This is a genomic window from Kaistia geumhonensis (assembly GCF_030815145.1).
Classification (GTDB): domain Bacteria; phylum Pseudomonadota; class Alphaproteobacteria; order Rhizobiales; family Kaistiaceae; genus Kaistia; species Kaistia geumhonensis.
On the sequence record NZ_JAUSWJ010000001.1, the window covers coordinates 1,105,862 to 1,131,976 of the forward strand.

The following is a 26,115-nucleotide window of genomic DNA, read 5'->3' on the forward strand; positions in this document are numbered from 1 at the left end:
ATTCGGCGAGACAAGCCGCCGCGCCATGTGCAGCGCGGGCGGCAGCGGACATGGTGGATGACGGCGAGAAAGTGCTTGCCTATGGAAGGGCCTTGCCTCTACATCCGCAACCCGAGGGCCTCGTGGCGGAATGGTTACGCAGAGGACTGCAAATCCTTGCATCCCGGTTCGATTCCGGGCGAGGCCTCCACTCTTCATGACGCGCGATACGCTGCCCAGCGATGACCGACACGCCGAACCCCGGCATGGCGGAGCGCTCGCCGCTGCGACGGCGCGATACGGGTTTCCAGCCGGCGGCTGGCTCGATCTTTCCACCGGAATCAATCCGGAGCCCTGGCCCGCCCCCGCACCGACCGTCGAGGCGTACGCCCGGCTTCCCGATCCCGCCGATCTCGCGAGCCTTATGAAGGCCGCGCGATCCACCTATGGCGCGCCGGCGCAGGCTCTCCTCGTCGCGGTGCCCGGAAGCGACGTCGCGCTGCGGCTTCTGCCGAGCCTGGCGCCCTGCGGGACGGTCGCCGTCCTCTCGCCGACCTACTCCGGCCATGCCGAGGCGTGGCGCGGTGCCGGGCATGCGGTCCGGGCCATATCGGCCCTGAACGACGCGGCGGGCAGCGACGTCGTGGTACTCGCCAATCCCAACAATCCCGACGGGCGCGTCACGGCGCCCGCTGACATCCTTCGCGTCCTCGCCGCGCTGCCCGCAAAGGGGCTTCTGGTCGTCGACGAGGCCTTTGCCGACCTGACGCCCGAGATCAGCATCGTCCCGGCACTGGGCGACCCGCGTCTCGTCGTCCTCAGGTCCTTCGGCAAGTTTTACGGCCTCGCCGGGCTCCGGCTCGGCTTCGTGCTCGGCAGCGGGGCGATCGTGGAGCGGCTCGCGGCGCTGATGGGCGATTGGCCGGTCTCCGGTCCGGCGCTCGCGGTTGGCCGCGCGGCGCTCTCGGATACCGGCTGGCGGGATGCGACGCGGCTTCGCCTCGCAGAGCGGCGTCGCCGGCTCGACCTGGTGTTGGCGCGGCACTCGCTCGCGATCGCCGGCGGCACGGATCTCTTTCGCCTCATCGGGGTGGCGGACGCCGGCGCCCTTCATGAAAGGCTGGCGCGGCGCGGCGTCTGGACGCGGGTCTTCGCCGAGCGGCCGGGTTTCATCCGCTTCGGCATTCCCCGCGACGCCGACCTCGACCGCCTTGATGCCGCGCTCGGCCGTTGAGAGACCGATTCAGCCGAAGCGCCCAAAGCCTTGGCAGAGAATCAGAAAGCCCGGAACGTCATGATGGTTCGGGTGTCCCGGATGCCCGGAAAGCGCTGGATCGATTCGGTGACGAAATGGCCTGGATCGACCGCGTCTTCGAGGTAACACTTCACAAGGAGGTCAAACTCGCCGGCCGTCGAGTAGATCTCGGAAGCGATCTCGCTGTCGGCGATCGCGGTGGCGACCTCGTAGGCCCGGCCGAGTTCACATTTGATCTGGACGAACAGCGCTTTCATCGGAGGCTCCCTGCGGTCCTGATGCGACGGAACGCAACCGGATAGCAGGCACCGGCCCGGTGCGAAAGCCGCGAAAATCGGTGGCCCCCTCCCTTGCCGGATCGCGCCGTGTGGCTAGTTGCTTCTCTGGCGCTATCGTCCAGGGAGGTTCCGATGCGCGTCCGTTGCCTCATCTCCGCCGCCGCGATCGCCGCCGCCGTCAGCGCCAGCGCGCTCTCTCCTGTACAAGCGGAGCCGTCGAGCGCCGACCGAGCCGACTTCAAGGCGCTGGTGCAGCAGCAGCTCGACGCCTTCCGGCGTGACGACGGCGCCGCCGCGTACAGCCACGCAGCGCCCGGCATCCGTCGGATGTTCCCCACTCCTGACATCTTCATGACCATGGTCCGCCAGGCCTATCCGCCGGTCTATCGCTCGCAGAGCGTTGTTTTCGGCGAAGTGGTCGAGGGTCCGCTCGGACCGATGGAGAAGGTGTATCTGACGGCCGCCGATGGCTCGGGCTGGATCGCACTCTACAGCTTCGAGAAACAGCCTGACGGAACATGGAAGATCTCTGGCTGCCAGCTCCTGAAGGACGAGGCGCCGACGATCTAGGCCGGCTTGGCGCCGGCGGCTGCGAGACGCTTGTAGATTTCCATCACGGCGAGTACCGCGATCCCGCCAACCGAGAGCGCTATGCCCTCGACGAGGCTGATGCCGTCCAGCGAAAGAAGATCGCGGAGGGGCGGGATGGCCGGGGCGAGCATCTGAAGCGCCTGGGCTCCGGCCACGGACGCGACGAGAAGCGGGTTGTTCGAGAGCGGAATGCCGAAGACCGAACGTGTCTCCGACCTGCAGTTGAAACAATGGGCGTTCTCGCACCAGACGAGAAGCCAGAGCGTCGCGCCCTGCGCCACCGGCTGTGAGAACCCCGCCGCGAGGGCACCCGCATAGAAGGCAAAGGCGATCAGGCCGATCGCGGCGCCGCTCACGAGAACCGCGCGGATCATCGCGGTGTCGAGGATCGGCGCACCGGCCGGGCGCGGACGGCGGCGAAGAACTCCCGCCTCGCCCTTTTCGAAGGCGAGCGCCACGTCCTGCAAACCGTTCGTGACCAGGTTGAGCCACAGAAGCTGCACCGCCGTCAGGGGCGGCGGCAGGCCGGAAAGCGTCGCCAGGAGCATCAGGAGGATTTCCGCGGCTCCGGTCGAGACGACCAGCAGGATCACCTTTCGGACATTGTCGTAGGCAATGCGTCCTTCCTCGATGCCGGCGACGATCGAGGAGAAATTATCGTCGGCGAGGATGAGGCCGGCCGCTTCGCGCGCGATATCGGTGCCGCCGCGCCCCATGGCCACGCCGATATCGGCGGCATGCAGCGCCCCGGCATCGTTGACCCCGTCGCCGGTCACGGCGACGACATGGCCTTGCCGTTTCAGGCTCTCGACGATGGCGAGCTTCTGCAGCGGCTCGATGCGGGCGAAGACGCGAGCCCCCGCGGTCGCGGCATCGAAGGCCGCCGGCGTCCCGAGGCTGGCGAGTTGCGCCCCGCTCACCACGCTCTCCGGATCGTCGGCGATGCCGACCTGCCGCGCGATGGCGAGCGCGGTCAGCGGATGGTCGCCCGTCACCATCACGACGCGGATGCCCGCGTCCCCCGCCGCCGCGACCGCCTCGGCGGCGCCCGCCCTCAGAGGGTCGATGAGCCCGGCGAGCCCGATCAGCGAAAGGCCCGCCAGCGCCGCCTCGCCGGTGGCCGCGACCTGGCCCGCGGCGACGGCGATGACGCGGAACCCTCGTGCCGACAGGTCGCGCGCGGCGGCGAGCGCTGCGCCGCCATCATCGTCAGAGAGCATCGCGATCGTCTCGGGCGCGCCCTTGGCATAGGCGATGATCGTGTCGCCGTCGCCGTGGAAGGCGGCCGCATATCGACGTTCCGCCTCGTAGGGAACGCGGCCGAGCGGGTCGGGCCGGGGTGCCGTTCCTCGGCGCGGATGGCGGGCGGCGGCGACGTGGAAGGCGAGGTCGACGGCGTCGCCGCTGAGACGATCGCCTTCGAGCGCGGCGACCTCGCTCGCCAAGGCTCCAGCCTCGAGCACCGGCGCCGATGCCGCATCGCCGGCCGCTACCTCCCCGAGGCCTGGGATCCAGATGCGCTCGACCGTCAGCCGGTTCTCGGTCAACGTCCCTGTCTTGTCGGTCGCGATCAGCGTGCAGGACCCGAGGCCTTCGACCGCCATCATGTGGCGCACGATGACCTGGCGGCGCCCCATGCGCTGCATCGCGATCGAGAGCGCGACGGTCATGGCGACCGGAAGCCCTTCGGGGATGGCCGAGACGGCGAGCGCGACGGCGAGCAGCACGATCTGGTCCGGCGGCGAGCCGCGCATCGCCTCGATGGCACCGATGATTGCGATCAGCACCAGCGTCACGAGCGCGACATCGCGCGTGAAGCGCTCCATGCGCACCATCAGCGGCGGAGGCACGTCCTCGGTATCGAGACTGGCGGCGAGCTGGCCGATCACCGTCAGCCTTCCGGTGGCGACCACGATGCCGACGCCGCGCCCGCGCTCCGCCACCGTCCCGGCATGCAGCATCGTCACCCGCTCGCCAAGCGGCGCGTCGGCGGCTGCCGGCGGTTCCGCCATCTTCTCGACCGCAAGCGATTCGCCCGTCAGCAGGCTTTCGTCCACCGACAGGCCGGTTGCCTCGGCCAACCGGAGATCGGCGGGAATGCGGGCTCCGCCTTCGATCTCGACGATATCTCCCGGCACCAGCAGCCGCGCGTCGAGACGGGTCAGCACCCCGCCTCGCCGGACCGATGCCGTCACCGGGATCAGCGACTTGAGCGCCCGCGCACGAGACTCCGCCCGCCACTCCTGAAAGGAGCCGATCGCGGCGTTGCTCGCGAGAACGATGAAGATGAACCAGGCATCGGAGCCATGGCCAAGCGCAAAGGAAATCGCGGCTGCGATCAGCAGCAGGTAGATGAAAGGACTGCGGAACTGCCCGGCGACAACCTCGAAAAGCGACTTGCTGCGCGGCTCCGGCAGTCGGTTGGGACCGCTGCGGGCAAGGCGCGCCGCCGCCTCGCCCTCTGTCAGGCCCTCGAGCGCCGTATCGAACTCCGCCAGGACTGCATTGACGGTGCGGCTAGCGCAGGCGGCATCACCGGATGCGGAGCCGTGCCCGGCGCCGCCGTACTGGTTCGCTGCCGCCATCGCCGCAATCTCGCTCTTGCCAGGATTGCGGTATCCTAGCGCGATCGGCAATGTGACGCTTGGCCAAGATCAAGTCGCGGCCGGATGGGCGCGGGCTGGCAGGCGCGGAACCGGTCGCGCGCTCAGAGTGGCGCGATGTCGCCGCGAGCCCAACCCGCCTTGGTCGTCTGACGGAACTTTTCGAACCGATCTTCGTCGATCGCGGCCCGGATGCCGGCCATCAGGCTCTGGTAATAGGCGAGATTGTTCCAGGTGAGCAGCATGGCGGCGAGCGTTTCGCCCGACTTGAAGAGATGGTGCAGATAGGCGCGCGAATAGTCGCGGCTCGCCGGACAGTCCGAGCTTTCGTCGAGCGGACGATGATCCTCGGCATGGCGGGCGTTCTTGAGGTTCACCTTGCCGAAACGGGTGAAGGCAAGGCCGTGCCGGCCGGCACGGGTCGGCATCACGCAATCGAACATGTCGACGCCGCGGGCGACCGATTCGATAATGTCCTCCGGCGTGCCGACGCCCATCAGGTAGCGCGGTTTCTCCCTGGGCAGGATCGGGGTCGTCATCTCCAAAATGCGTAGCATCACCGCCTGCGGCTCCCCGACCGCGAGGCCACCGATCGAGTAGCCCTTGAAGTCCATCGCGGCGAGCGCGGAGGCGGATTCCCCGCGAAGCCGCTCGTTGTCGCCACCCTGAACGATTCCGAAGATCGCCTTGCCCGGCTGGTCGCCGAAGGCCGCCTTCGAGCGCTCGGCCCAGCGCAACGAAAGCTGCATGGCGCGCTCGATCTCCTTTTCCTCGGCCGGCAGTGCGACGCATTCGTCGAGCTGCATCTGGATGTCACTGTCGAGCAGGCCCTGGATCTCCACCGAGCGCTCCGGCGTCATCTCGTAGCGTCGGCCATCGATGTGGCTCTGGAAGGTGACGCCGTTCTCGTCGAGCTTTCGGAGCTGGGCCAGCGACATGACCTGGAAACCGCCGGAATCGGTCAGGATCGGATGCGGCCAGTTCGCGAAGACATGCAGCCCGCCGAGCTTCGCCACCCGCTCGGCGCCCGGCCGCAACATCAGGTGATAGGTGTTGCCGAGGATGATGTCGGCACCGAGCTCGCGGACCTGGCCGGGATACATCGCCTTGACCGTGCCAGCCGTGCCGACCGGCATGAAGGCGGGCGTGCGGATCGTGCCGCGCGGCATGTCGATGCGGCCGCGGCGCGCCCCGCCGTCGGTCTTCAGCAGCGTGAACGAGAAACGGTCGGTCATTCGGCCTCGGCAGGATGGAGCAGCGACGCGTCGCCGTAAGAGTAGAAGCGGTAGCCGCAGCGGATTGCGTGGCCATAGGCCTCGCGCATGGTCTCGAGGCCCGAAAAGGCGGAAACCAGCATGAAAAGCGTCGAGCGCGGCAGGTGGAAATTGGTCATCAGAAGGTCGACGGCGCGGAACCGGTAGCCCGGCGTGATGAAGATGCTGGTTGGTCCGTTGAACGAACGGATCATGTGATCCTCGCCGGCAGCGCTCTCCAGGAGGCGAAGGGATGTGGTGCCGACGGCGACGACGCGGCCTCCGCGGGCGCGCACGGCGTTGAGCGCGGCGGCGGTCGCCTCCGAGACCTCGCCACGCTCTGCATGCATCCGGTGATCGGCGGTATCGTCCGCCTTGACCGGCATAAAGGTGCCGGCGCCGACATGCAGCGTCACGAAATGCCGCTCGACGCCGCGTGCATCGAGGCGCTCGAACAATTCGGGCGTGAAGTGGAGGCCGGCCGTCGGCGCGGCGACGGCGCCTTCCTCGCGGGCATAGATGGTCTGGTAGTCAGCGCGATCCTCGGCGTCCTCGGCCCGTTTCGAGGCGATATAGGGAGGCAGAGGGATATGGCCGAGAGTCGCGATGGCGGCGTCGAGATCGGGGCCGGTGAGGTCGAAGGCGAGCACGACCTCGCCCGCCTCCCCCTTCTCCGCGACCGTCGCGGCGAGGCCCGACACGAGACAGGCGCGATCCGCCGTTTCGCCGAACAGGATGCGGTCGCCCGCCGCGATCTTCTTCGCCGGGCGCAGGAAGGCGCGCCAGCGATCGCCCGCCTCGCGCATATGCAGCGTCGCGCCGATGCGGGCCGAGACGCCATCGCGCACCCGCTCGCCGAACAACTGCGCCGGGATGACCCGCGTATCGTTGAAGACGAGCGCATCGCCCGGGCGCAGGAGGTCGGGCAGCTCGCGGACGATGCGGTCTTCCGGCGCGGCACCGGGCTTCACGACGAGCAGCCGGGCGGCATCTCGCGGGCGCGCCGGCCGGAGCGCGATGCGCTCGTCCGGCAGGTCGAAATCGAAAAGGTCGACGCGCATCGGTACTCGCGAAGGTCTCGAATGGGAAAGGGCGCCAGACGGCGCCCGGTCTCTTGCTTCTGATCGCGGCGGCAAGCGCCGCCAAGCCCTCGCCCCGGCCTTCTCCGAAGAGGGCCGGGGTGAGGGACTTCCTTGCTACGCCACGTCGGCTGCGACGCGGAGCGTGACGATCTGGTCGGGATCCTTGACCGGCTCGCCGCGCTTGATCTTGTCGATGTTTTCCATGCCCTCGATCACCTTGCCCCAGACGGTGTACTGGCCGTCGAGGAATCGGGCGTCGGCGAAGCAGATGAAGAACTGGCTGTCGCCCGAGTCGGGGTTCTGGGCGCGGGCCATCGAAAGCGTACCGCGCAGATGCGGTTCGCGGTTGAACTCGGCCTTGAGCTTCTTGCCCGAGCCGCCCATGCCGGTGCCGGTCGGATCGCCAGTCTGCGCCATGAAGCCGTCGATTACGCGGTGAAAGACGATGCCGTCATAGAACTTCTCGCGTGCCAGTTCCTTGATGCGAGCGACATGGTTGGGGGCGAGGTCGGGCCGAAGCTCGATCACCGCCGTGCCCTTGGTCGTCTCCAGGATCAGCGTGTTTTCCGGGTCCTTGATATCGGCCACGTTTCAATCTCCGTTCGGGGAATTTCGGGAAGGCTTCTGCCACCAATCGGCGGCCGCCGCGAGCCCAATCGGCAGCGGCGGCCCGATTGCGGCGTCGACCGCGCTACTTGGCGTCGGCCGCGACCTGCATCTTCACGATCTTGTCCGGATTGGCCGGCGGCTCGCCCTTCTTGATCTCGTCGACATATTCCATGCCGCTGACCACCTCGCCCCAGACCGTGTACTGGCCGTCGAGAAAGCCGCCATCGGCAAACATGATGAAGAACTGCGAATTGGCGCTGTTCGGGTCCTGCGACCGCGCCATGCCGACCGTGCCACGGCCGAAATGAGCGTTCGAGAACTCCGCCGGGATATCGGGCAGCTTGGAGCCGCCCATGCCGGTGCCGGTCGGATCGCCGGTCTGCGCCATGAAGCCGTCGATCACGCGGTGGAAGACAATGCCGTCATAGAAGCCTTCGCGGGTCAGCTTCTTGATCTGCTCGACATGCTTGGGCGCGAGATCGGGGCGCAGCTTGATGACGACGCGTCCATCCTTGAGATCGAGATAGATGGTGTTCTCAGGATCGAGCTTCTCGGAGGCGGCCATCGCCGGGGCGACGGCGAGGAAGACGGCGAGCATCGCCGCCATCATGCTGAAGAATCGAGTCACGGAAATCTCCGGTTGTTCGCCATATGGCAGGATGAACGGCGGGGTGCGGTCAGGAAGCGAATTTTTGTGTCAGCTTTCGGGCGACGAAATCCGGCACGAATGGAGTGACGTCGCCGCCGAGCCTGGCGATCTGGCGGACGAGCGTGGCGGTGATCGGCCGCGTCGCCGTCGATGCCGGCACGAAGATAGTCCGGATATCGGGCGCCATGGCGCCGTTCATGCCTGCGAGCTGCATCTCGTAGTCGAGATCGGTGCCGTCGCGCAGTCCCCGGATCAGGATGCCGGCGCCCGCTTTCCGCGCGGCATCGATGGTCAGCCCGTCAAAGGCGACGGTGGACACGCGTCCTGCCCCGCCCTCGATCGCCGCGGTAAGCATATCGATCAACGCCACCCGTTCGTCGAAGGCAAAGAGCGGCACCTTGCCGGGGTGCGTGCCGATCCCAACCACGACCTTGTCACAGAAGGCGAGTGCCGCCGCGAGGATGTCGGCGTGACCGTTGGTAATCGGGTCGAAGGATCCCGGGAAAAAGCCGGTCCGGATGGGCGGCATCGGCATGATCTCCGTTCGGTAAATCACGTGATCGCGAAGCTGTGACCGGCCCCGCCCCTGAAATTCCGCGGAACCGCCTCGATTTCGCGACGTTGACAGCCCAAGTGAAGGGCAGATGAACAGCGCGTAGTGATGCGGTTCATAGCCCCGATGGCGTGATGTGTCCAAGTTCAGATCGTCCGCGATACGGAGAGCGGCAATGACGACATGGTTTCATAGTCTGATCCTTGCGACTTCGGCGGTGGCCACCATCGCCGTAGGCGTGGCCGGCGCAGGTGTTCTGAACGACATGCGCGCCCCCGCTGCCAAGAAGGCCGATCGCCTCGCGGTCATGGCCGATCTCGGCGGCAGCCCGGAGATCACGATCGAGCAGCGTGGCGAAGGTGTGTCGATATTGACCCGAGTTCCCTCGCCGGCCGCCAACTGAGCCCGGGCCCCTTTTCCTGACCTCGGTAAACCCCGACCGATCAAGAAACGACCTCCCCCATAAACTGAAACGCCGGCTCGCGCCGGCGTTTTCTTTTCTGTCTGTCGGCAACGCTTATTCGGCGCGCGGCTCGACCTCGTCGCCGGTCTCTCCAAGACGGTCGACCGAAACGACCTTCTCGCCCTCGGCGGTGTCGAAGACGATCACGCCCTGCGAACCGCGCGAGACGATGCGGATCGGCTTGTCGCCGCCGACCGGCATGCGGATCATCTGACCGCCATCGGTCACGAGCATGATCTGGTCGCTGTCCTCGACGGGGAAGGACGCCACGAGCTGGCCGTTGCGCTCGTTGACGGCCATCGCGACGATGCCCTTACCGCCGCGATTGGTGACGCGGTATTCGAAGGACGACGTCCGCTTGCCGTAGCCGTTCTCGGAGATCGTCAGGACGAACTGCTCGGCTGCGCTCATGGCGACGTAGCGCGACTCGGAGTCGGCCGTCGGGTCGCCCGCCATGTCGGCCGTCTCCGACTCGACGTCGTCCGAAACGACATCCTCGGTCTCGGGCTCTCCCCTGACCGCGCGGCTCTTCTTGAGATATTCGGCGCGCTCCTCGGCGCTCGCATCGAAATGGCGCAGGATAGCCATCGAGATGACCCGGTCGCCATCGCCGAGCGCGATGCCGCGGACGCCGGTCGAGTCTCGACCTTTGAAGACGCGGACATCGGTGACTTCGAAGCGGATGCACTGGCCCGCGGCCGTCGTCAGCAGCACGTCGTCCTGTTCCGAGCAGAGCTGGACGTCGACGATCGCGTCGCCATCCTCGTCGAACTTCATCGCGATCTTGCCGTTACGGTTGACCTGGACGAAGTCGCTCAGCTTGTTGCGGCGCACGGTGCCACGCGTGGTGGCGAACATCACGTCGAGCGTCTCCCAGCTCGCCTCGTCTTCCGGCAGCGGCAGGATCGAGGTGATACGCTCCCCGTCCTGCAGCGGCAGGAGATTGTTGAGGAACTTGCCGCGCGCCTGAGGCGCCGCGAGCGGCAACCGCCAGACCTTCATCTTGTAGGCGATGCCGCGGGAGGAGAAGAACACCACCGGGGTATGCGTGGAGGCGACAAACAGGCGCGTGACGAAATCCTCGTCCTTGGTCGCCATGCCGGACCGGCCCTTGCCGCCGCGGTTCTGCGCGCGATAGGTCGCGAGCGGCACGCGCTTGATGTAGCCCTCGTGGCTGACGGTGACGACCATGTCCTCGCGCTGTATCAGGTCCTCGTCCTCGAAATCGGCGCCGCCTTCGAGGATCTCGGTCTTGCGCGGGGTCGCGAACTCGTCGCGCACCGCCGTCAGCTCGTCGCGGATGATGCCCATGATCCGGGCGCGCGAGCGCAGGATGTCGAGATAGTCGGCGATCTCGATGCCGATCTTGTTCAGTTCGTCGGCGATCTCGTCGCGGCCGAGCGCGGTGAGGCGCTGCAGGCGCAGATCAAGGATCGCGCGCGCCTGCGCATCTGACAGCTGATAGGTGCCGTCGGCGGCGAGGCGATGGCGCGGATCATCGATCAGCGCGATCAGCGGCGCAACATCGAGCGCCGGCCAGTGACGCTCCATCAGCCGCTCGCGCGCCGTCGTGGGATCGGGCGCGGTGCGGATGAGCTGGATGATCTCGTCGATATTGGCGACGGCGATAGCGAGACCGACGAGCACATGGGCGCGATCGCGCGCCTTGTTGAGCAGGAACCGCGTCCGGCGCGTCACCACTTCCTCGCGGAAGGCGACGAAGGCCTGGATGAGGTCCTTCAGGTTCATCAGCATCGGGCGGCCGCCCGAGAGGGCCACCATGTTGACGCCGAACGAGGTCTGAAGCGGCGAGAAGCGATAGATCTGGTTCAGCACCACATCGGCCACCGCGTCGCGCTTCAGTTCGATCACGACGCGCATGCCCTGGCGGTCGCTCTCGTCGCGGATGTCGGAGATGCCCTCGATGCGCTTGTCGCGCACCAGTTCGGCGATCTTCTCGATCATCACCGCCTTGTTCACCTGATACGGGATCTCGGTGATGATGAGCGCCTCGCGCTCCTTGCGGATCGTCTCGACGGCGACACGGCCGCGCATCAGGATCGAGCCGCGCCCGTCCTGATAGGCGGCGCGGATGCCGGCGCGGCCGAGGATCAGGCCGCCAGTCGGGAAATCGGGACCGGGCACGATCTCCATGAGATCGGCGATCGAGATGGCCGGATCGGCGATATAGGCGATGCAGGCGTCGATCACCTCGCCGAGATTGTGGGTCGGGATGTTCGTCGCCATGCCGACGGCGATGCCGCCGGCACCGTTGACGAGCAGGTTCGGGAAGCGCGCCGGCAGGACGACAGGCTCGCGCTCGGAGCCGTCATAGTTGTCCTGATAGTCGACCGTGTCCTTGTCGATATCCTCGAGCAGGGAATGGGCCGCCTTGGCGAGACGGACCTCGGTGTATCGCATGGCCGCGGGGCTGTCGCCGTCGACCGAGCCGAAATTGCCCTGGCCGTCGGCCAGCATGACGCGCATGGAAAAATCCTGCGCCATGCGGACCAGCGCGAAATACACCGACTGGTCGCCATGCGGATGGTACTTACCGATCACGTCGCCGACGACACGGGCCGACTTGCGGAACGGCTTGTTCCAGTCATAGCCCTGCTCGTTCATCGAATGCAGGATGCGGCGATGCACCGGCTTGAGGCCGTCCCGGGCGTCGGGAAGCGCACGGCTGACGATCACGCTCATGGCGTAATCGAGGAAGCTGCGCTTCATCTCGTCGGAGATGGAGATGCCTTCGAATTCGGAAGGCCGGCCGTCGCCGGGCTCGTCCTGGCGCGGCGGCTCGTTGGTATCGGACAACAGATGTTTCCGGAATCAGGTTTCGTTGCGCGCGATCATAGGGACCGCATTGCGGCGGTTCAAGGAATGCTCTCGGACTTGACGGATTTCCGCGCCTTCTGCCGCCTTGTTAGGCGACTCGCAGGACCCGGGAGGGCGAAAGGGCGTCCCGGCCGTGGCGCTTGCGCCCTCTCGCCCGGCATGCGAGATAGCCGCGTTCGACGGGCGACGGCGGCGACGATGCGCTTCACGCCCCAATCGTGGTCCCGCTGCTCCTCCTCGCCTCACGCCGTCGATGCTCTTTTCCTCGCCCGAGTTCATCTTCCTGTTCCTGCCCGTCGTCACGCTGGTGACATGGGCGCTGGCGCGGCAGTCGGATCTCGCGGCCAAGATCTTCCTGATTTTCGCGTCGGTCGTGTTCTACACGATCTCGGGCTTTCTCGACGTCGTGGTGCTCGCGGTCTCGCTCGCCGCCAATTTCGCGCTGGCCATGGCGATCGAGCGCGGCCGACATGCCAAGCTCTATCTCATCGTCGGTATCGTCTTCGACGTCGCCATCCTCGGCTATTTCAAATATTTCGACTTCCTGACCGACACGGTGAACACCGCCTTCGGCCGTGAAGTCTCACACGGTGAATTCCGCCACCTGCCGCTGGCGATCTCCTTCTTCACCTTCCAGCAGATCGCCTTCCTGATCGACGTGCACCGCGGCCGCATCCGGCGGCCCAACCTCGGCAACTACGTCTTCTTCCTGTTCTTCTTCCCGCACCTCATTGCCGGCCCGATCACGTCCTATCTTCCGATCAGCCGGCAGGTCGACCTGAAGCGGGTCTTCACGCCCCGGGTGCGCAATATCTGCTTCGGCCTTGCGCTGTTCTCGGTCGGTCTCGCCAAGAAAGTGCTGATCGCCGATCCGCTCGGCCAGTATGTGAAGCCGTTCTTCGCCGAACCGGAGGCACTCGGATTCTGGACAGCCTGGCTCTCGGCGCTCGGCTATTCCTTCCAGATCTATTTCGACTTTTCCGGCTACAGCGACATGGCGATCGGCCTCGGCATGCTGTTCAACATCCGCTTGCCGCTCAACTTCGCCTCGCCCTACAAGTCGCGCTCCATCCAGGAATTCTGGCGCCGCTGGCACATCACGCTGTCCAACTGGCTGCGCGACTACATCTACATCCCGCTCGGCGGCAACCGCCACGGCAGCGTGCGCACCTATGCCAATCTCGTCGCCACGATGCTGATCGGTGGCATCTGGCACGGCGCCGGCTGGGGCTTCGTCGTCTGGGGGCTGGTCCATGGACTCGGCCTCGCGGCGAACCGGTTCTATGCACGAATGGGCATGCCGCGCCTGCCGCGCGCGGTCGCCTGGCCGCTCACCTTCCTGTTCGTGACCTTCGCCTGGATCCTGTTCCGCTCGGCGACGCTCGGCGACGCGATCGTCCATCTTGAGGCTATGGTCGACCCTGCCGGGATCTTCACCGACAGCTACCGGCCCTTCCTGACGGTCGCCAACCTCAACCGCATGATCGCGCTCGTGGTCGTCGCCGGCCTCGTCGCATTCCTCGCGCCGCCGGCCGCGCTCATCGCGGGCGTCACCATCCTGCCGAACCGGCGCGCCGCCATGAGGGCCGCGCTCTGGTGCGGCCTCATCTTCGGCCTTGCCTTGCTCGCATTCACGGGCCAGACCTCGACGAATGAATTCATCTATTTCCGCTTCTAGCGGCAGGGCCCGCCTGCGCGCCGCGCTCACGAAGGGCGCCCGACGCTCGCTCGCCATGATGGCGCTCGGCGCGATCATGGGCCCGCTGCTCTATGCCGGGCTGGTGACGTTCCAGCTCGGGGCCTGGAGCCGCGCGCAATGGTGGCTCTACGACATCCTCACGCTCCGCCGGCACTTCTACGCCGACATCGTGAAGCCGCTGCCGCCCGAGGCGCGCAAGACGCTGGTCGCCGCAGGCTCGGGGACGATGTTCGGCCTCGACGGCGGCGCCGTCAGCCGCGCCACCGGCGAGACGGTGCTCAATTTCGGCATGCATGCCGGCCTCGACATCGACCTCCTGCTGGCGCAACTCGACGGCTTCGTCGACGCCAACGACCGCGTGGTGATGCCGCTGGAGTTCGAGCACTACAGCCGAACCGCGGTGACCGACCTCTCGGCGGAAACCTTCCTCGCCTTCCTCTACCCCTATGCGGACGCGATCCCCTTGACCCGCCTCGCCCGCCTGGCTGCGGCGGCGCATCCCTTCAACGTCCTCGACGGGGTCGGCAACCGCATCGGCGAGATCATCGGAACGCGTCCGAGCCCTGCGCGCCCGCTCGCGACGCTGCTCGACGACTGGAAGGCCGCCCGGGCGTCCGGCGGCGCGGGCGACGACCACGCGCCCTACGACTATTCGACGATGAACGCGCATGGCGACAAGGAGCTCATGCTCCAGACGCCGAAAGATGCCGAAGCGGCTATGCGCGCCGCCACGACGCCGGCGCAGCCCATCGTCACGCCCTACGCCGCCGGCGCCCTCGCCGACGCCCGCAAGGTGGTCGAGGCCAAGGGGGCCAGCCTCATCCTGACCTGGCCCGTGATTGTGGAGGACGATTCCGGCACGCTCTTCACGCCCGAATACTGGCAGCGGATCATCGATCTCGCGCGTGCCGCCGACGAGGCCGGCTCGCCGATCCACTGCGACCCGATCGGCGCCATCGTGCCGGTCCAGTACCGCTACGACACGTCCTATCACGTGAACTGGAAGGGTGCCTCGGTCTACTCGGCCGGCTTCGCAGCCTGCCTGCCAGAGATCGAAAGCCGGGCGTTCGACTGGAAGAGCGCCGATGCCGCCACCCTCGCCGCGCGCGCCAAGGGGCGCATCGCGGGACTGAAGCGCCCGCCCGACCCGCTGGTCTTCGGCTATGAGCGCAATATCCGCCTGCTTCAGACGCTCAACGACGCCGTGGTTGCGGCGCATGCCGCCAGCGGCCGCTACCCAGACGAACTGCCGGCCATCGACCCGGACATTCCGGTCGTCGAGAAGGGTGCCGGGCTGTTCCTGCCCTGGTACCGGACCGACGGCACCGACTACAAGCTGGTGGCGGAGGACCCGCATGACTGCTTCGCGGTCTCCGAAGGCTGGCCGCAGATGATCGATCCGACCCGGCCCGTCGCGGGCGGCTGCACCTACGGATTCTGGACGCCCGGCGCGGCGGACTGGTAGCGCCGCCGGAGCCGTGCCAAGCTCCGAAGCGCGGCGCTCGGCGCGCCGTCTGCGGGGGGCCGATCTTGGGCGATTATCTGCTGAACGCGCTCGTGACGCTCGCCGTCACCATCGACCCGATCGGCCTCGCGCCGATCTTCGTCGCGCTGACGCGCGGCATGACCGACCTGCAGCGCCGCCAGACCGCGATCCGCGCCACGATCACCGCCATGCTGGTGCTGCTCGCCTTCGCGCTGGTCGGCGAAAAGCTCATCACCTTCCTCGGTATCTCGATCCCCGCCTTCCGCATCGCCGGCGGGCTGCTTCTCTTCCGCATCGCCTTCGAGATGGTCTTCGAGCGGCGCGACAAGCGCAAGCAGGCGAGCGCCGACCGGGCGCTGGAGGAAACGGCCTTCGACCAGGACGACGTGCGCCATCTCGCGATCTTCCCGCTCGCGATTCCCCTGATCTCGGGACCGGGCGCGATCTCGGCGACGATCCTGATCGCGTCCGGCGCGCCGGATACGCTGAGCCTGATCGGCCTGCTCGCGATCGTGGCGCTGCTGATCCTCTGCTGCCTGCTCGTCTTCATGGCGGCCGGACCGCTCGATCGCGCGCTGGGCGATACGGGCCGCATCGTGCTGACGCGCTTGCTCGGCGTCCTGCTTGCCGCCCTCTCGGTGCAGTTCGTTGCCGACGGCATCGTTGCGATCGCGCGGACCGCCTTCCCGGCGACCCTCTAGCCGGGACCGGCTGCGGCCGTCGTCCTGCCGAAAACAACCTCATGCATAATGCGGCCGGGCAGCAGCGTGAAGAGGCCGGCAATCACCAGCGCGCCGATGAAGAGGTTGCGCGCGAGATGGCGGTGCATGCCGACCTCATGGCGGCGCGCCATCATGACGAGGTTCGGCAGCACGATCAGCGTCAGGATCGACAGGAGATGAACCAGGCTGAACGGCCCGAAGGTGCGGATCTCGTGGATCCAGAAGGACGAGCCGGCCACGACGACCATCAGCAGGACCCAAAGCCAGCCGACAGAGCGATGCGGCAGCGTCCCCTTTGGCGCGGCAAACTGCACGATGCCGATGGCGAGCGCCGCCAGCGCCGCGAACGCATGAATCTGGATGACGGAAGAGGCCTCGAGAAGGGGAGCCAGCGACATGCGAGACTCTCCCCTCAGGACAGGATCAGCGGATCGCCCACGTTCAGAATTCCGCCCGCGCGGACCTCGGCGTAAACGCCACAATCCATGTGATCGTAGAGCCGAAGCAGGTTCGCCGGGATCTCCATGTCCCGCTCGGCGGTCGCCGGATCGACATTGGTGGCGACGCAGCGGCGGGTGCGCTTGACGATGGCGATCTCCGCCGTGCCGAGCGCCGCGCGCCGCCCGACCCAATCCAGTTCCACGAAAGGGGGCAGGCCGGTCACGTAGACATTGGCGCGAAAGCGCAGCGGATCGACGCTGCGGCCGAGTGCGAGCCCGAGCGCCGCGACCGTGGCGAGATTGATGATCGACACGAGCGGCTTGCCGACATCGGAGAAGCTGTGCCCCGGCGCGGCCAACACCTTGAGGGGACCGCGCACCTCCTCGCCCATGAAGTCGGTGAGATACGCTTCCGCCGCCCGTCGTCCTTCCTCGGTCGACAGGCGAAAGGTCGCCGCCCGATCACCCTCGACGTGCCAGTCATGCGTCTCGGGATCGAGTGTTGTGCGCAGCTTTGCCAGCCGCGCATTCTTCATCAGGCAGAGGAACTTGGTCTTTGGCTGGTAGGCCGGAGCGGACGGGTCGAAGCCGGAGGGGCCGTTCTCGATCGCATAGACGCGGTCCCCGGGGATCGTCGCGTGGCGGGCCAGGCGCGCTCCCGCCAGCGGCCCAGGCGAGAACCCCTTCACGGGGTATCGATAGAGGCTGTCGACGGTGGCGTTCATCGACGTCATCTCCCATCCTTGAGGGCAGCAACGGCAGCGGCGATGCGGCCGAAGAGCTCGTCCCAGTCACCACGCTTCGCCTGACGCATCAGCCGCGCCGAAGGATACCAGGGCGACGCTTCGGCGCTCGGCCCCCAGCGCCATTCCGGCACCTGTTTCAGCGCGACGATCAGCGGTCGGCCCAGTGCACCGGCGAGATGCGCGACCGCAGAATCGATCGAGACGACGAGATCGAGATTGGCCAGGACTGCCGCCGTATCCATGAAGGAATCGGGCCCGGAGGCAAAGTCTTCCGGCAGGATCGTGACCTTCATGCCCTCGGGGAGAGACGAAAGCTGCTCCGTGCCCGCGCCTTTCTGCAGGCTGACGAGTTCCACGCCCGGCAGCGCGGCGAGCGGCGCGAAGGCGGCGAGCGGCACCGAGCGCAGGCGGTCCACGGCAGCGTTCGGATTGCCCTGCCAGGCAATGCCGATGCGGAAAGGCCCATTCGGCAGGCGGGCGCGCCATGAGGCGACGCGCGCCGGATCGGCCGCGAAATAAGGCACGCGGCCGGCAAGGAGATCTTCGCCGAGACCGAGCAGATGCGGCAGGCTCATAAGAGAGGCGTGCACGTCATGCGGCGGCGGCACCTCCTGCCGGGCGACCACCTTCAAGTCGCCCATGCCGGCGACGAGCCCGTGCAGGCTTTCCGGCACCTCGACGACCACGTCCTCTCCCCGTTCTGCGAGGAGAGCGGCGAAGCGCACGAACTGGATCGTGTCACCGAGCCCCTGCTCGGCGTGCAGCAGCAGGCGCCGGCCCGCGAGCGGTCCTCCCTCCCACTCCGGCGTCCCCGCCTCGCGCGGCCGCCAGACCGGCGTGATCCGCCGCTCCTCGAAGCCCGGCCAGCCTTCGGCGTGGCGGCCGCGGAAGAGCATCAGCGTCGCGCGGCCATAGACGGCGGCGGGGCGACCGGGCTCGATCGCCAGCGCCCGGTCGTAGTCCGCGAGGGCCTCGTCGAAACGCCCGCATTCACGCAGCGCATTGGCTCGGTCGGTCAGCAGCCCGGCATGGTCCCGCCGGCCGCCGAGGCCTCGGTCGCAGGCGGCGACCGCGTCCTCATAGCGCTGCAATTCGTAGAGCGCGCTGCCTTCGAGCGCCGCGAAATCTGGTTCGGCCCGCCGTGCCGCCGGAGCGGTCTCGATCGCCGCAAGCGCCTCGGCAGCCCGTCCGAGCCGCAGCAGCGCCTTCGCCTTGTTGGACAGGAGCGCCCCGTCGGACGGCGCCGTCGCGAGACCGCGCTCGAAGCTGGCCAGCGCCTCGTCGACCCGGCCGCCGGCCAGCAGGATCAGGCCGCGGCTGTTGAGCAGGTCGGGCCGGCCCGGCGCGGCGGCGAGCGCGCGCTCGATGGTTCTCAGCGCTTCATCGGTGCGGCCGAGATCCCGCAGCAGGCGGGCCCGGTTGTGCAGCACCGGCACATGCGCCGGACGCGCCAAGAGCGCCCGATCATAATCCGCGAGGGCGGCGTCTGTCTGGCCCAACGCCTGCAGCAGCACACCGCGGTTGTTGAGCGCCTCCACGAAGTCCGCTCGCTTCGCGAGGGCATCCCCATACCCTGCCATCGCATCATCATGGCGTCCGAGCGCCTCGAGAACGGTCGCCCGGTTATAGGCGAGCTCGGCGCTGGCAGGGGCAGCCGTCAGCGCGGTTTCATAAGTCTTCAGCGCGTCGGCCAACCGACCGAGTGCATGCTGCGACCCCGCCTTCGCAGCGAGGACGTCGGGAATGCCCGGCCGGATCGCGAGCGCCCGGTCGAAGCTCTCGATCGCCGGGCGATGGGCGCCCTGCCCTGCCTGCACGAGTCCCATCAGGAAGCGGGCGTCGAACAGCTTGGGCATGGCCGCGACGACCAGCCGGCACTGCTGCTCCGCCTCCTGCAGACGCCCGGCCTGATAGGCGGCGACCGCCCTTCCGAACGTCGCCTGCAGCGCGCTGTGCGCCTGGTTCATGCCGCCTCCCGCCAGTCGTCTCGGTCCCGCCCTGATCTACCGGTCGAATGGCGCGACTTCAACACGCGGCGACCGATCGGCAGCTCGCGCCGCAGCCAGATCCTGCCATGGGCCAAGCGACCAGTAGGACCCGGCGGCACCCGACGGCGAGGTCATGACATGCACGATGGCCGGACCGATCCGATCGCCGGTCTCGCCATAGGGAATGCGCGCTGTCGGCCGGCCGAGCGCGAGGCTCGCGGCGCGTTTCGACGTGAAGGCGATGCGGCGCGGCGCGCAGCGGGCGATCTTCTCGTGCAGCGCCGCGGCGTCGACGCGCGAAAGATCGATCGCGTCGTCCTGACCTATATGCTCCTTGGCCACGTCGGTGAGCCCGATGCCGTAGCGAAGCACCTCGCGATAGGCGAGCGGCGCCAGCACATGCGGCGTCAGGCCGACGGCATGAAGCGTCGGCCAGAACTTGTTGCCCGGCTTGGCGTAATAGGCGCCGACCCGCGCCGACCACGCTCCGGCGCCCGTCCCGCAGAAAACGATGTCGAGACCCGGCGCCAGAACGTCCGGCAGGACGGGCATGGGCCCGCCTCCCCTTCGACCCGATCCTAGAACGGGATGTCGTCGTCGAGATCGGCCGCGTAGGAGCTGGTCGCGGCCGGCTGGCGGGCGGCGCCACCGCCGCGCGGGGCTTCGAGCGGGCTGGAACGGCCGAAATCGCTGCCACCGCTCTCGTAGTCACCGCCGCCTTCGGACGGACCCGACCGGCCGTCGAGCAGCGTCAGCTCGCCGCGGAAGCGCTGCAGCACCACCTCGGTCGAATAGCGCTCGGCGCCCGACTGGTCCTGCCACTTGCGGGTCTGCAATTGGCCCTCGACATAGACCTTCGAGCCCTTCTTCAGATACTGCTCGGCGATCTTGGCGAGGTTCTCGTTGAAGATCACCACGCGGTGCCACTCGGTCCGCTCCTTGCGCTCACCGCTTTGACGGTCGCGCCAGGTCTCGGAGGTGGCGATGTTGAGATTGACGATCGGGTCGCCCGATTGCGAGCGGCGCACTTCCGGGTCGCGCCCGAGATTGCCGACCAGGATCACCTTGTTGACGCTACCGGCCATGCGCTTTCCTTTCCTCTTGGGCAGCCGCCCGCACCGAAGCGCGGGCGCCGCCATTCCTGCCGCAGCCTAGACAAAATCGCCGCCGCTTTCGCCCGCCTTCGCTGCTTGTCCACAGCGCGCCTCTGCGTCGGACAAGACTCCCGTTCCTTATTTGTTCTAGACAATCGCGTTGGCGCTGGCAAGATCGGCTCCGCTCCGCTAGAGGCGAGTCGCGGCGCGCACCGGCGGGCCTGCGCGCCGGTGCCGTCTTGTCTCGCGCCGCACAACGCCTAGATTTGCAGTTCGGCTTTCGCCGCCTTCCCCGATGGACCGACAGGATATGGCATCACACGCTGACAAGGCTTCGTCGGGCGGAAGCACCGGCAAGTTCATCTCGGTTCGCGGCGCCCGCGAGCACAATCTCAAGAATGTCGATGTCGACCTGCCGCGCGACAAGCTGGTGGTGTTGACCGGGCTCTCCGGCTCCGGCAAGTCCTCGCTCGCCTTCGACACGATCTATGCCGAGGGCCAGCGCCGCTATGTCGAGAGCCTCTCGGCTTATGCCCGGCAGTTCCTCGAGATGATGCAGAAGCCGGACGTCGACCAGATCGACGGCCTGTCGCCGGCGATCTCGATCGAGCAGAAGACGACGTCGAAGAATCCGCGCTCGACGGTCGGCACCGTCACCGAGATTTACGACTATATGCGCCTGCTCTTCGCGCGGGTCGGCATCGCCTATTCGCCGGCGACCGGACTGCCCATCGAGAGCCAGACGGTCAGCCAGATGGTCGACCGCGTGCTGGCGCTGCCCGAAGGGACGCGCCTCTACCTGCTGGCGCCGATGATCCGCGGCCGCAAGGGCGAGTACAAAAAGGAACTGGCAGAGCTCCAGAAGAAGGGTTTCCAGCGCGTCAAGCTCGACGGCGTCTTCTTCGAGATCGCGGAGGCGCCGAGCCTCGACAAGAAGCTCAAGCACGACATCGACGTCGTCGTCGACCGCATCGTCGTGCGCGGCGACATCGCGGCGCGGCTCGCCGACAGCTTCCAGACGGCACTGGAACTTGCCGACGGCATCGCGCTGGCCGAGTTCGCCGACGAAACCGACGAAAAGGGCGAAGCGCGCCGCATCACCTTTTCGGAGAAGTTCGCCTGTCCGGTCTCCGGCTTCACCATCGCCGAAATCGAGCCGCGGCTGTTCTCGTTCAACAATCCCTTCGGCGCCTGCCCGGAATGCGACGGGCTCGGCTCTGAGAAGAAGATCGATCCCGATCTGGTGGTGCCGGACGGCTCGGTGTCGCTGAAGCAGGGCGCGGTTGCCCCCTGGGCTAAGTCGTCCTCGCCCTATTACCAGCAGACGCTGGAGGCGATCGCGCGGCACTATGGCTTCGCGATGACCGACCCCTGGGACGAAATTCCCGAGGCTGCGAAAAACGCCATCCTGCACGGCACCGGCAAGACGGAGATCGAGTTCGTCTACAATGACGGCACCCGCGCCTATCGCACCAGGAAGAGCTTCGAGGGCGTCGTCACCAATCTGGAGCGGCGCTGGCGCGAGACCGAATCGAACTGGGCGCGCGAGGAGATCGAGCGTTACCAGGGATCGACGCCATGCAAGGCCTGCGGCGGCGCTCGGCTGAAGCCGGAGGCGCTGGCGGTGAAGATCGCCGGGCGCAACATCGCCGAGGTCTCCGAGCTGTCGATCCGCAAGGCGGCCGCCTGGTTCGAGGCGCTGCCGGCAGAGCTCAACGACAAGCAGAACGAGATCGCGGTCCGCATCCTCAAGGAAATCCGCGAGCGCCTCTCATTCCTCATCGATGTTGGCCTCGACTATCTGATGATGTCGCGCAATTCGGGCACGCTGTCGGGCGGCGAGAGCCAGCGCATCCGTCTCGCTTCGCAGATCGGCTCGGGCCTGACGGGCGTCCTCTACGTGCTGGACGAACCCTCGATCGGCCTGCACCAGCGCGACAACGAGCGGCTGCTGGAGACGCTGCGGCACCTGCGCGACATCGGCAACACCGTCCTCGTCGTCGAGCATGACGAGGACGCCATCATGACGGCCGACTATGTGGTCGATGTCGGACCGGCGGCGGGCGTCCATGGCGGGCAGATCGTGGCGCAGGGAACGCCGGCGGAGATCATGGCCGATCCGGCCTCGCTGACGGGTCGATATCTTTCAGGCGAACTCAGCGTCGAGGTTCCGGAGAAGCGCCGTCCGATCAGGAAGGACCGGCGCATCCGCGTCGTCGGGGCGCGCGGCAACAATCTGAAGAACGTCTCGGCCGATATCCCGCTCGGTACCTTCACCTGCATCACCGGCGTCTCGGGCGGCGGCAAGTCGACCTTCCTCATCGATACGCTCTATGCCGCGGTGGCACGGCATCTCAACGGCGCGCATCTCCACCCCGCCGAGCATGACCGTATCGAGGGACTCGAGTTCATCGACAAGATCATCGACATCGACCAGTCGCCGATCGGCCGGACGCCGCGGTCCAACCCCGCCACCTATACCGGGGCCTTCACGCCGATTCGCGAGTGGTTCTCGGGACTTCCGGAGGCGAAGGCGCGGGGTTACGGGCCGGGCCGCTTCTCGTTCAACGTCAAGGGCGGGCGCTGCGAAGCCTGCCAGGGCGACGGCGTCATCAAGATCGAGATGCACTTCCTGCCCGACGTCTACGTCACCTGCGAGGTCTGCAAGGGCAAGCGCTACAGCCGCGAGACTCTCGACGTGAAATTCAAGGCCAAGTCGATCGCCGACGTGCTCGACATGACGGTCGAGGAGGCCCGCGAGTTCTTCCAGGCCGTGCCGGCAATCCGCGACAAAATGGAGACATTGGACGAGGTTGGACTCGGTTATGTCAAAGTTGGTCAACAAGCGACAACACTTTCGGGCGGCGAGGCGCAGCGCGTGAAGCTCGCCAAGGAGCTGTCCCGGCGCGCGACCGGCAAGACGCTCTACATCCTCGACGAGCCGACGACCGGCCTCCATTTCCACGACGTCGCCAAGCTGATGGAAGTGCTGCACAGCCTGGTCGACCAGGGCAACACCGTCGTGGTGATCGAGCACAATCTCGAGGTCATCAAGACGGCCGACTGGATCATCGATCTCGGCCCGGAGGGCGGCGACGGCGGCGGCGAGATCGTCGCCATCGGAACGCCGGAGGAGATCGCGAAGGTGCCCGGTTCCTATACCGGCCGCTTCCTGAAGCCGGTGCTCGACAAGGCCAAGGCGGCGCGCAAGCGGCGCAAGGCCGAAGCGGCCGAATAGGCGGTCAGGCGCGATCGGAGACGCGGTTGCGTCCGCCGCTCTTCGCCGCATAGAGGGCGGCGTCGGCAGAGCGGAACGTCTCCGCCACCGCTTCTCCCGGCGAACACAGCGCGATGCCGGCGCTGATGGTGATCGAGCCGGCTACGGGATGAGCGGAAATCGTCACGAGATGGCGGACCCGGTCGGCGAAGCGCAGCGCATTGGTCATCGTGACATTGTCGAGGATGACCAGGAATTCCTCGCCGCCCCAGCGGCCGACCCGGTCGATCGGCCGCAACTGGCTGCGGATCAGTTGTGCCGTCGTGACGAGGATCTCGTCGCCGACGAGATGGCCATGCCGGTCGTTGATCGACTTGAAGTGGTCGATATCGAACAGGACCAGGGCAGCCGACTTGTGGTCGTCATGGTCCTCGAAGGCCTGCATCCATTCTTCGAGAGCGCGCCGGTTGGCGATGCCGGTCAGGGGGTCGGTCCTCGCAGCGTCCTCCATGCTGCGCGCGTGGCGGGAGACGCGGTCGAACTCCAGCCGCAGCATCGCCACGAGCGACAGCAGGAGCAGCGTGAGCAGATGCGCGACCACCGCATTGACAAGAAGGGCGCTGACCCTGAGATCCCCCTCCTCGGAGGCATCGAGAGCCGCGATCCCGAGCGCCAGAGCCGAAAGCAGGAATGTCACCGAGGCGGCCGCGACCGCGCGCCGTCGCGACAGCAACATGAAGGCGGCGACATAGAGCGCCGGCATCCATTGCAGGGTATTGGCGACGTCGTAGATGCTCTCTTCCGGGGGCCCGAGGGCGAAAAGGACCACCTGCGCGACGAGATAGAACGCGACGCCGAAATAGCAGGCGAGTTCCGCATAGGGTTGGAACCACGGCTTCGCGGCCACGCCCAGCAGGTTCACGCAAAGAAAGATGATGACGATCGGGTAAGCCCATTGATCGCTGGGCTTGATGAGGCCGGCGCTCGTCTCGAAGGCCCAGAGCCCGAGAAAGACCAGCGCGCCGGCCGCAATCACGATCATGACGATCTGTTTGCGGCGCCTGGCCAGCGACGACAGATCGCCCGCCGACTCAGACATGGAAGCCGCTCCAGAGGCCCAATCCTGGCGCATCATCGCTGGTCTCTTGCCGCAGGCCGCACGACGGCGACCTCACCTCTGACGACAAAGTCGGCAACTTGGCCGACAGCCAGCTAATGGAGGGTTTCCGAATCTATTTCAACCGGAGATATGGTTGCGAAATCTCTAGCCGCCGCTTCTGGTTGCAGACGGCACAGGCGGGCGCGGGCGCCCGCCTCGCAGGGGGTGGCAGCAGGGGTCAGGAGTAACCGGCCTGCTTGCGGAACTGGGCGGCGGTGGCAGCCGCCTGAGCGGCGGGCACCAGCACATAGCCGCGGGCCGACATGCAGGCCTCGGCGGCGCGCAGAGCGGCATTGTCGCCGGGCGGCAGGACGCAGGCGGCGCGATCGGTCGCGAACTGGTCGGCAAGTGCCGGATTGGCGCGGCCGCTCTGGCCGTCCTTGCGCACCCAGGCGAGCGGCTCGTTGGCCGAGGCCGCCGGCGGAACGGAGACCTGCGTCGGCGCGGTCGACTGGCAGCCGGCGAGGACGCTGGCGGCGAGGAGTGCGAGGATGGCGGGATAGGCGTGCTTCATCGGAACGCTTCTCGGTTGCGGCATTGCGTTGGACCGCCGCGGCGCGGGCGACGAGTCGGTTCGGGCGAACTTTAGCAGAAGGTGCGCCGCGATGCGACGGCGCAGGCCAGATTGGTGCCGCGCCGTCTCAGTGATGCGTCGCTCCCGGCTCGTTCATGCCCGTGATCACCGCCTCGACCGCGGCGACGCTGGTCGTCTTCGGGTCGATGTCGTCGGCGACCACCTTGCCGCGGCGCATGACCACGATCCTGTCCACGACCTGGAAGACGTGGTGGATGTTGTGGGCGATGAAGATGCAGGAATGGCCGGAGTCGCGCGCGTTGCGGACGAAGGACAGCACGCCCTGCGTCTCGGCCACGCCGAGATTGTTGGTCGGCTCGTCGAGGATGATGAGATCGCTGTCGAAATACATCGCGCGGGCAATCGCCACCGCCTGGCGCTCGCCGCCCGACAGGGAACCGATCGGGGTCGTCGGCGGGATGTTCTTGGTGATGCCGACCTGCTTCAGCAGATCGCGCGCCACCGCGTTCATGTGGTCCTGGTCCATCCGGTTCAGGAAGCGCGGCCCCTTGAGCGGCTCGCGGCCGAGAAAGAGGTTGCGCGCGATCGACAGCTGGGTGACGAGCGCGGAGTCCTGGTAGATCGTCTCGATGCCCGCGGCGATGGCGTCGTTGGTGGCTCGAAAATTGACTTTCTTGCCGCGCACGAAGATGTCGCCGCTCGTGAGCGGAACGGCGCCGGACAGCACCTTGATGAGCGTCGACTTGCCGGCGCCGTTGTCGCCCAGCAGGCCGACGATCTCGCGCTCGTTCACGTGGAAGTCGACGCCATCGAGCGCCGTGACACGACCATAGGCCTTGCGGATGCTCGCCATGCGGATGAGGGGTTCGGCCATGA

General features: G+C 67.1%; 23 protein-coding genes and 1 tRNA gene. 8 read left to right on the forward strand and 16 right to left on the reverse strand.

Features of this window, described 5'->3' with window-relative positions:
* Positions 1-116: 116 nt before the first annotated feature.
* Together QO015_RS05220 and cobD are read left to right on the forward strand one after the other, a co-directional pair.
* Positions 117-190, forward strand: a tRNA-Cys gene (locus QO015_RS05220).
* Between the two features lie 6 nt (positions 191-196).
* On the forward strand, positions 197-1,213 hold the full coding sequence (cobD, locus tag QO015_RS05225) for a threonine-phosphate decarboxylase CobD (protein ID WP_266281032.1): 1,017 nt from the start codon (positions 197-199) through the stop codon (positions 1,211-1,213).
* A gap of 41 nt (positions 1,214-1,254) precedes the next feature.
* On the opposite strand, the gene QO015_RS05230 is transcribed toward cobD, so the two are convergent.
* Positions 1,255-1,491 carry an Lrp/AsnC ligand binding domain-containing protein gene (locus tag QO015_RS05230; RefSeq protein ID WP_266281031.1) on the reverse strand — a complete coding sequence of 79 codons (237 nt, stop codon included), beginning with the start codon at positions 1,489-1,491 and terminating at the stop codon, positions 1,255-1,257.
* Between the two features lie 153 nt (positions 1,492-1,644).
* Between QO015_RS05230 and QO015_RS05235 the strand changes: the two genes are divergently transcribed.
* Complete coding sequence (locus QO015_RS05235; protein WP_266281030.1) at positions 1,645-2,082, forward strand: DUF4864 domain-containing protein; 438 nt, start codon at positions 1,645-1,647, stop codon at positions 2,080-2,082.
* Here QO015_RS05235 and QO015_RS05240 read toward each other — a convergent pair.
* From QO015_RS05240 to coaD, 6 genes are all read right to left on the reverse strand, one after another.
* Positions 2,079-4,688: a cation-translocating P-type ATPase gene (locus tag QO015_RS05240; RefSeq protein WP_266281029.1), complete on the reverse strand. Its 2,610-nt coding sequence runs from the start codon at positions 4,686-4,688 to the stop codon at positions 2,079-2,081. The genes QO015_RS05235 and QO015_RS05240 overlap by 4 nt on opposite strands.
* 122 nt (positions 4,689-4,810) lie before the next feature.
* Positions 4,811-5,941: a tRNA guanosine(34) transglycosylase Tgt gene (tgt, locus tag QO015_RS05245; RefSeq protein WP_266281028.1), complete on the reverse strand. Its 1,131-nt coding sequence runs from the start codon at positions 5,939-5,941 to the stop codon at positions 4,811-4,813.
* Positions 5,938-7,020, reverse strand: a complete 1,083-nt coding sequence (gene queA, locus QO015_RS05250; protein ID WP_266281027.1) for a tRNA preQ1(34) S-adenosylmethionine ribosyltransferase-isomerase QueA — start codon at positions 7,018-7,020, stop codon at positions 5,938-5,940. The genes tgt and queA overlap by 4 nt, the downstream gene beginning before the upstream one ends.
* Positions 7,021-7,155: 135 nt before the next feature.
* Positions 7,156-7,629, reverse strand: a complete 474-nt coding sequence (locus QO015_RS05255) for a peptidylprolyl isomerase (RefSeq protein WP_370877397.1) — start codon at positions 7,627-7,629, stop codon at positions 7,156-7,158.
* A gap of 103 nt (positions 7,630-7,732) precedes the next feature.
* Positions 7,733-8,257, reverse strand: coding sequence for a peptidylprolyl isomerase (locus QO015_RS05260; protein WP_266282452.1), 525 nt, complete (start codon positions 8,255-8,257; stop codon positions 7,733-7,735).
* Positions 8,258-8,327: 70 nt separating this feature from the next.
* Positions 8,328-8,819, reverse strand: a complete 492-nt coding sequence (coaD, locus tag QO015_RS05265) for a pantetheine-phosphate adenylyltransferase (RefSeq protein WP_266282451.1) — start codon at positions 8,817-8,819, stop codon at positions 8,328-8,330.
* A gap of 208 nt (positions 8,820-9,027) precedes the next feature.
* Here coaD and QO015_RS05270 point away from each other — a divergent pair, with 208 nt between their 5' ends.
* A complete protein-coding gene (locus tag QO015_RS05270) occupies positions 9,028-9,255 on the forward strand; it encodes a hypothetical protein (protein ID WP_266281026.1) in 228 nt (75 codons plus the stop codon).
* Positions 9,256-9,369: 114 nt separating this feature from the next.
* Here the strand turns inward: QO015_RS05270 and gyrA are convergent, their stop codons facing one another.
* Positions 9,370-12,045 carry a DNA gyrase subunit A gene (gene gyrA / locus QO015_RS05275; protein ID WP_370877450.1) on the reverse strand — a complete coding sequence of 892 codons (2,676 nt, stop codon included), beginning with the start codon at positions 12,043-12,045 and terminating at the stop codon, positions 9,370-9,372.
* Positions 12,046-12,406: 361 nt separating this feature from the next.
* On the opposite strand from gyrA, the gene QO015_RS05280 reads away from it, so the two are divergent.
* From QO015_RS05280 to QO015_RS05290, 3 genes are all read left to right on the forward strand, one after another.
* Entirely contained in the window at positions 12,407-13,831 is a 1,425-nt protein-coding gene (locus QO015_RS05280) for an MBOAT family O-acyltransferase (RefSeq protein WP_266281025.1), read from the forward strand.
* Positions 13,806-15,317, forward strand: coding sequence for a hypothetical protein (locus tag QO015_RS05285; protein ID WP_266281024.1), 1,512 nt, complete (start codon positions 13,806-13,808; stop codon positions 15,315-15,317). The genes QO015_RS05280 and QO015_RS05285 overlap by 26 nt, the downstream gene beginning before the upstream one ends.
* Before the next feature lie 65 nt (positions 15,318-15,382).
* Positions 15,383-16,039 (forward strand): MarC family protein, encoded by a 657-nt coding sequence (locus tag QO015_RS05290; protein WP_266281023.1) that lies wholly within the window; start codon positions 15,383-15,385, stop codon positions 16,037-16,039.
* On the opposite strand, the gene QO015_RS05295 is transcribed toward QO015_RS05290, so the two are convergent.
* From QO015_RS05295 to QO015_RS05315, 5 genes are read right to left on the reverse strand one after another with little or no spacing between them, the layout of a single operon-like run.
* Entirely contained in the window at positions 16,036-16,458 is a 423-nt protein-coding gene (locus QO015_RS05295; protein WP_266281022.1) for a DUF2306 domain-containing protein, read from the reverse strand. The genes QO015_RS05290 and QO015_RS05295 overlap by 4 nt on opposite strands.
* Before the next feature lie 14 nt (positions 16,459-16,472).
* On the reverse strand, positions 16,473-17,234 hold the full coding sequence (locus QO015_RS05300) for an MOSC domain-containing protein (RefSeq protein ID WP_266281021.1): 762 nt from the start codon (positions 17,232-17,234) through the stop codon (positions 16,473-16,475).
* A complete protein-coding gene (locus tag QO015_RS05305; RefSeq protein WP_266281020.1) occupies positions 17,231-19,213 on the reverse strand; it encodes a tetratricopeptide repeat protein in 1,983 nt (660 codons plus the stop codon). The genes QO015_RS05300 and QO015_RS05305 overlap by 4 nt, the downstream gene beginning before the upstream one ends.
* Before the next feature lie 36 nt (positions 19,214-19,249).
* Complete coding sequence (locus tag QO015_RS05310; protein WP_266281019.1) at positions 19,250-19,786, reverse strand: mismatch-specific DNA-glycosylase; 537 nt, start codon at positions 19,784-19,786, stop codon at positions 19,250-19,252.
* 26 nt (positions 19,787-19,812) lie between these two features.
* Positions 19,813-20,319: a single-stranded DNA-binding protein gene (locus QO015_RS05315; protein WP_266281018.1), complete on the reverse strand. Its 507-nt coding sequence runs from the start codon at positions 20,317-20,319 to the stop codon at positions 19,813-19,815.
* A gap of 319 nt (positions 20,320-20,638) precedes the next feature.
* Between QO015_RS05315 and uvrA the strand changes: the two genes are divergently transcribed.
* On the forward strand, positions 20,639-23,566 hold the full coding sequence (gene uvrA / locus QO015_RS05320) for an excinuclease ABC subunit UvrA (RefSeq protein WP_266281017.1): 2,928 nt from the start codon (positions 20,639-20,641) through the stop codon (positions 23,564-23,566).
* A 4-nt stretch (positions 23,567-23,570) separates the two neighbouring features.
* Here uvrA and QO015_RS05325 read toward each other — a convergent pair whose 3' ends face one another.
* The 3 genes from QO015_RS05325 to QO015_RS05335 all read right to left on the reverse strand — a co-directional run bounded on the left by QO015_RS05325 (position 23,571) and on the right by QO015_RS05335 (position 26,113).
* A complete protein-coding gene (locus tag QO015_RS05325) occupies positions 23,571-24,644 on the reverse strand; it encodes a GGDEF domain-containing protein (RefSeq protein WP_266281016.1) in 1,074 nt (357 codons plus the stop codon).
* A gap of 238 nt (positions 24,645-24,882) precedes the next feature.
* Positions 24,883-25,218, reverse strand: coding sequence for a hypothetical protein (locus QO015_RS05330; RefSeq protein ID WP_266281015.1), 336 nt, complete (start codon positions 25,216-25,218; stop codon positions 24,883-24,885).
* Between the two features lie 127 nt (positions 25,219-25,345).
* Positions 25,346-26,113, reverse strand: a complete 768-nt coding sequence (locus QO015_RS05335) for an ATP-binding cassette domain-containing protein (protein WP_266281014.1) — start codon at positions 26,111-26,113, stop codon at positions 25,346-25,348.
* Positions 26,114-26,115 lie beyond the last annotated feature (2 nt).

What these genes read in the sequence shown, in the direction of transcription:
- QO015_RS05310 (WP_266281019.1), bottom strand. Translation starts at nt 19,786, where the DNA reads ATGCCCGTCCTGCCGGACGTTCTGGCGCCGGGTCTCGACATCGTTTTC.
- QO015_RS05330 (WP_266281015.1), bottom strand. Translation starts at nt 25,218, where the DNA reads ATGAAGCACGCCTATCCCGCCATCCTCGCACTCCTCGCCGCCAGCGTC.
- QO015_RS05230 (WP_266281031.1), bottom strand. Translation starts at nt 1,491, where the DNA reads ATGAAAGCGCTGTTCGTCCAGATCAAATGTGAACTCGGCCGGGCCTAC.
- QO015_RS05270 (WP_266281026.1), top strand. Translation starts at nt 9,028, where the DNA reads ATGACGACATGGTTTCATAGTCTGATCCTTGCGACTTCGGCGGTGGCC.
- QO015_RS05325 (WP_266281016.1), bottom strand. Translation starts at nt 24,644, where the DNA reads ATGTCTGAGTCGGCGGGCGATCTGTCGTCGCTGGCCAGGCGCCGCAAA.
- queA (WP_266281027.1), bottom strand. Translation starts at nt 7,020, where the DNA reads ATGCGCGTCGACCTTTTCGATTTCGACCTGCCGGACGAGCGCATCGCG.
- QO015_RS05315 (WP_266281018.1), bottom strand. Translation starts at nt 20,319, where the DNA reads ATGGCCGGTAGCGTCAACAAGGTGATCCTGGTCGGCAATCTCGGGCGC.
- gyrA (WP_370877450.1), bottom strand. Translation starts at nt 12,045, where the DNA reads ATGAAGCGCAGCTTCCTCGATTACGCCATGAGCGTGATCGTCAGCCGT.
- QO015_RS05335 (WP_266281014.1), bottom strand. Translation starts at nt 26,113, where the DNA reads ATGGCCGAACCCCTCATCCGCATGGCGAGCATCCGCAAGGCCTATGGT.
- QO015_RS05235 (WP_266281030.1), top strand. Translation starts at nt 1,645, where the DNA reads ATGCGCGTCCGTTGCCTCATCTCCGCCGCCGCGATCGCCGCCGCCGTC.
- tgt (WP_266281028.1), bottom strand. Translation starts at nt 5,941, where the DNA reads ATGACCGACCGTTTCTCGTTCACGCTGCTGAAGACCGACGGCGGGGCG.
- QO015_RS05240 (WP_266281029.1), bottom strand. Translation starts at nt 4,688, where the DNA reads ATGGCGGCAGCGAACCAGTACGGCGGCGCCGGGCACGGCTCCGCATCC.
- QO015_RS05285 (WP_266281024.1), top strand. Translation starts at nt 13,806, where the DNA reads ATGAATTCATCTATTTCCGCTTCTAGCGGCAGGGCCCGCCTGCGCGCC.
- QO015_RS05295 (WP_266281022.1), bottom strand. Translation starts at nt 16,458, where the DNA reads ATGTCGCTGGCTCCCCTTCTCGAGGCCTCTTCCGTCATCCAGATTCAT.
- QO015_RS05280 (WP_266281025.1), top strand. Translation starts at nt 12,407, where the DNA reads ATGCTCTTTTCCTCGCCCGAGTTCATCTTCCTGTTCCTGCCCGTCGTC.
- uvrA (WP_266281017.1), top strand. Translation starts at nt 20,639, where the DNA reads ATGGCATCACACGCTGACAAGGCTTCGTCGGGCGGAAGCACCGGCAAG.
- cobD (WP_266281032.1), top strand. Translation starts at nt 197, where the DNA reads ATGACGCGCGATACGCTGCCCAGCGATGACCGACACGCCGAACCCCGG.
- QO015_RS05260 (WP_266282452.1), bottom strand. Translation starts at nt 8,257, where the DNA reads ATGGCGGCGATGCTCGCCGTCTTCCTCGCCGTCGCCCCGGCGATGGCC.
- QO015_RS05300 (WP_266281021.1), bottom strand. Translation starts at nt 17,234, where the DNA reads ATGACGTCGATGAACGCCACCGTCGACAGCCTCTATCGATACCCCGTG.
- QO015_RS05305 (WP_266281020.1), bottom strand. Translation starts at nt 19,213, where the DNA reads ATGAACCAGGCGCACAGCGCGCTGCAGGCGACGTTCGGAAGGGCGGTC.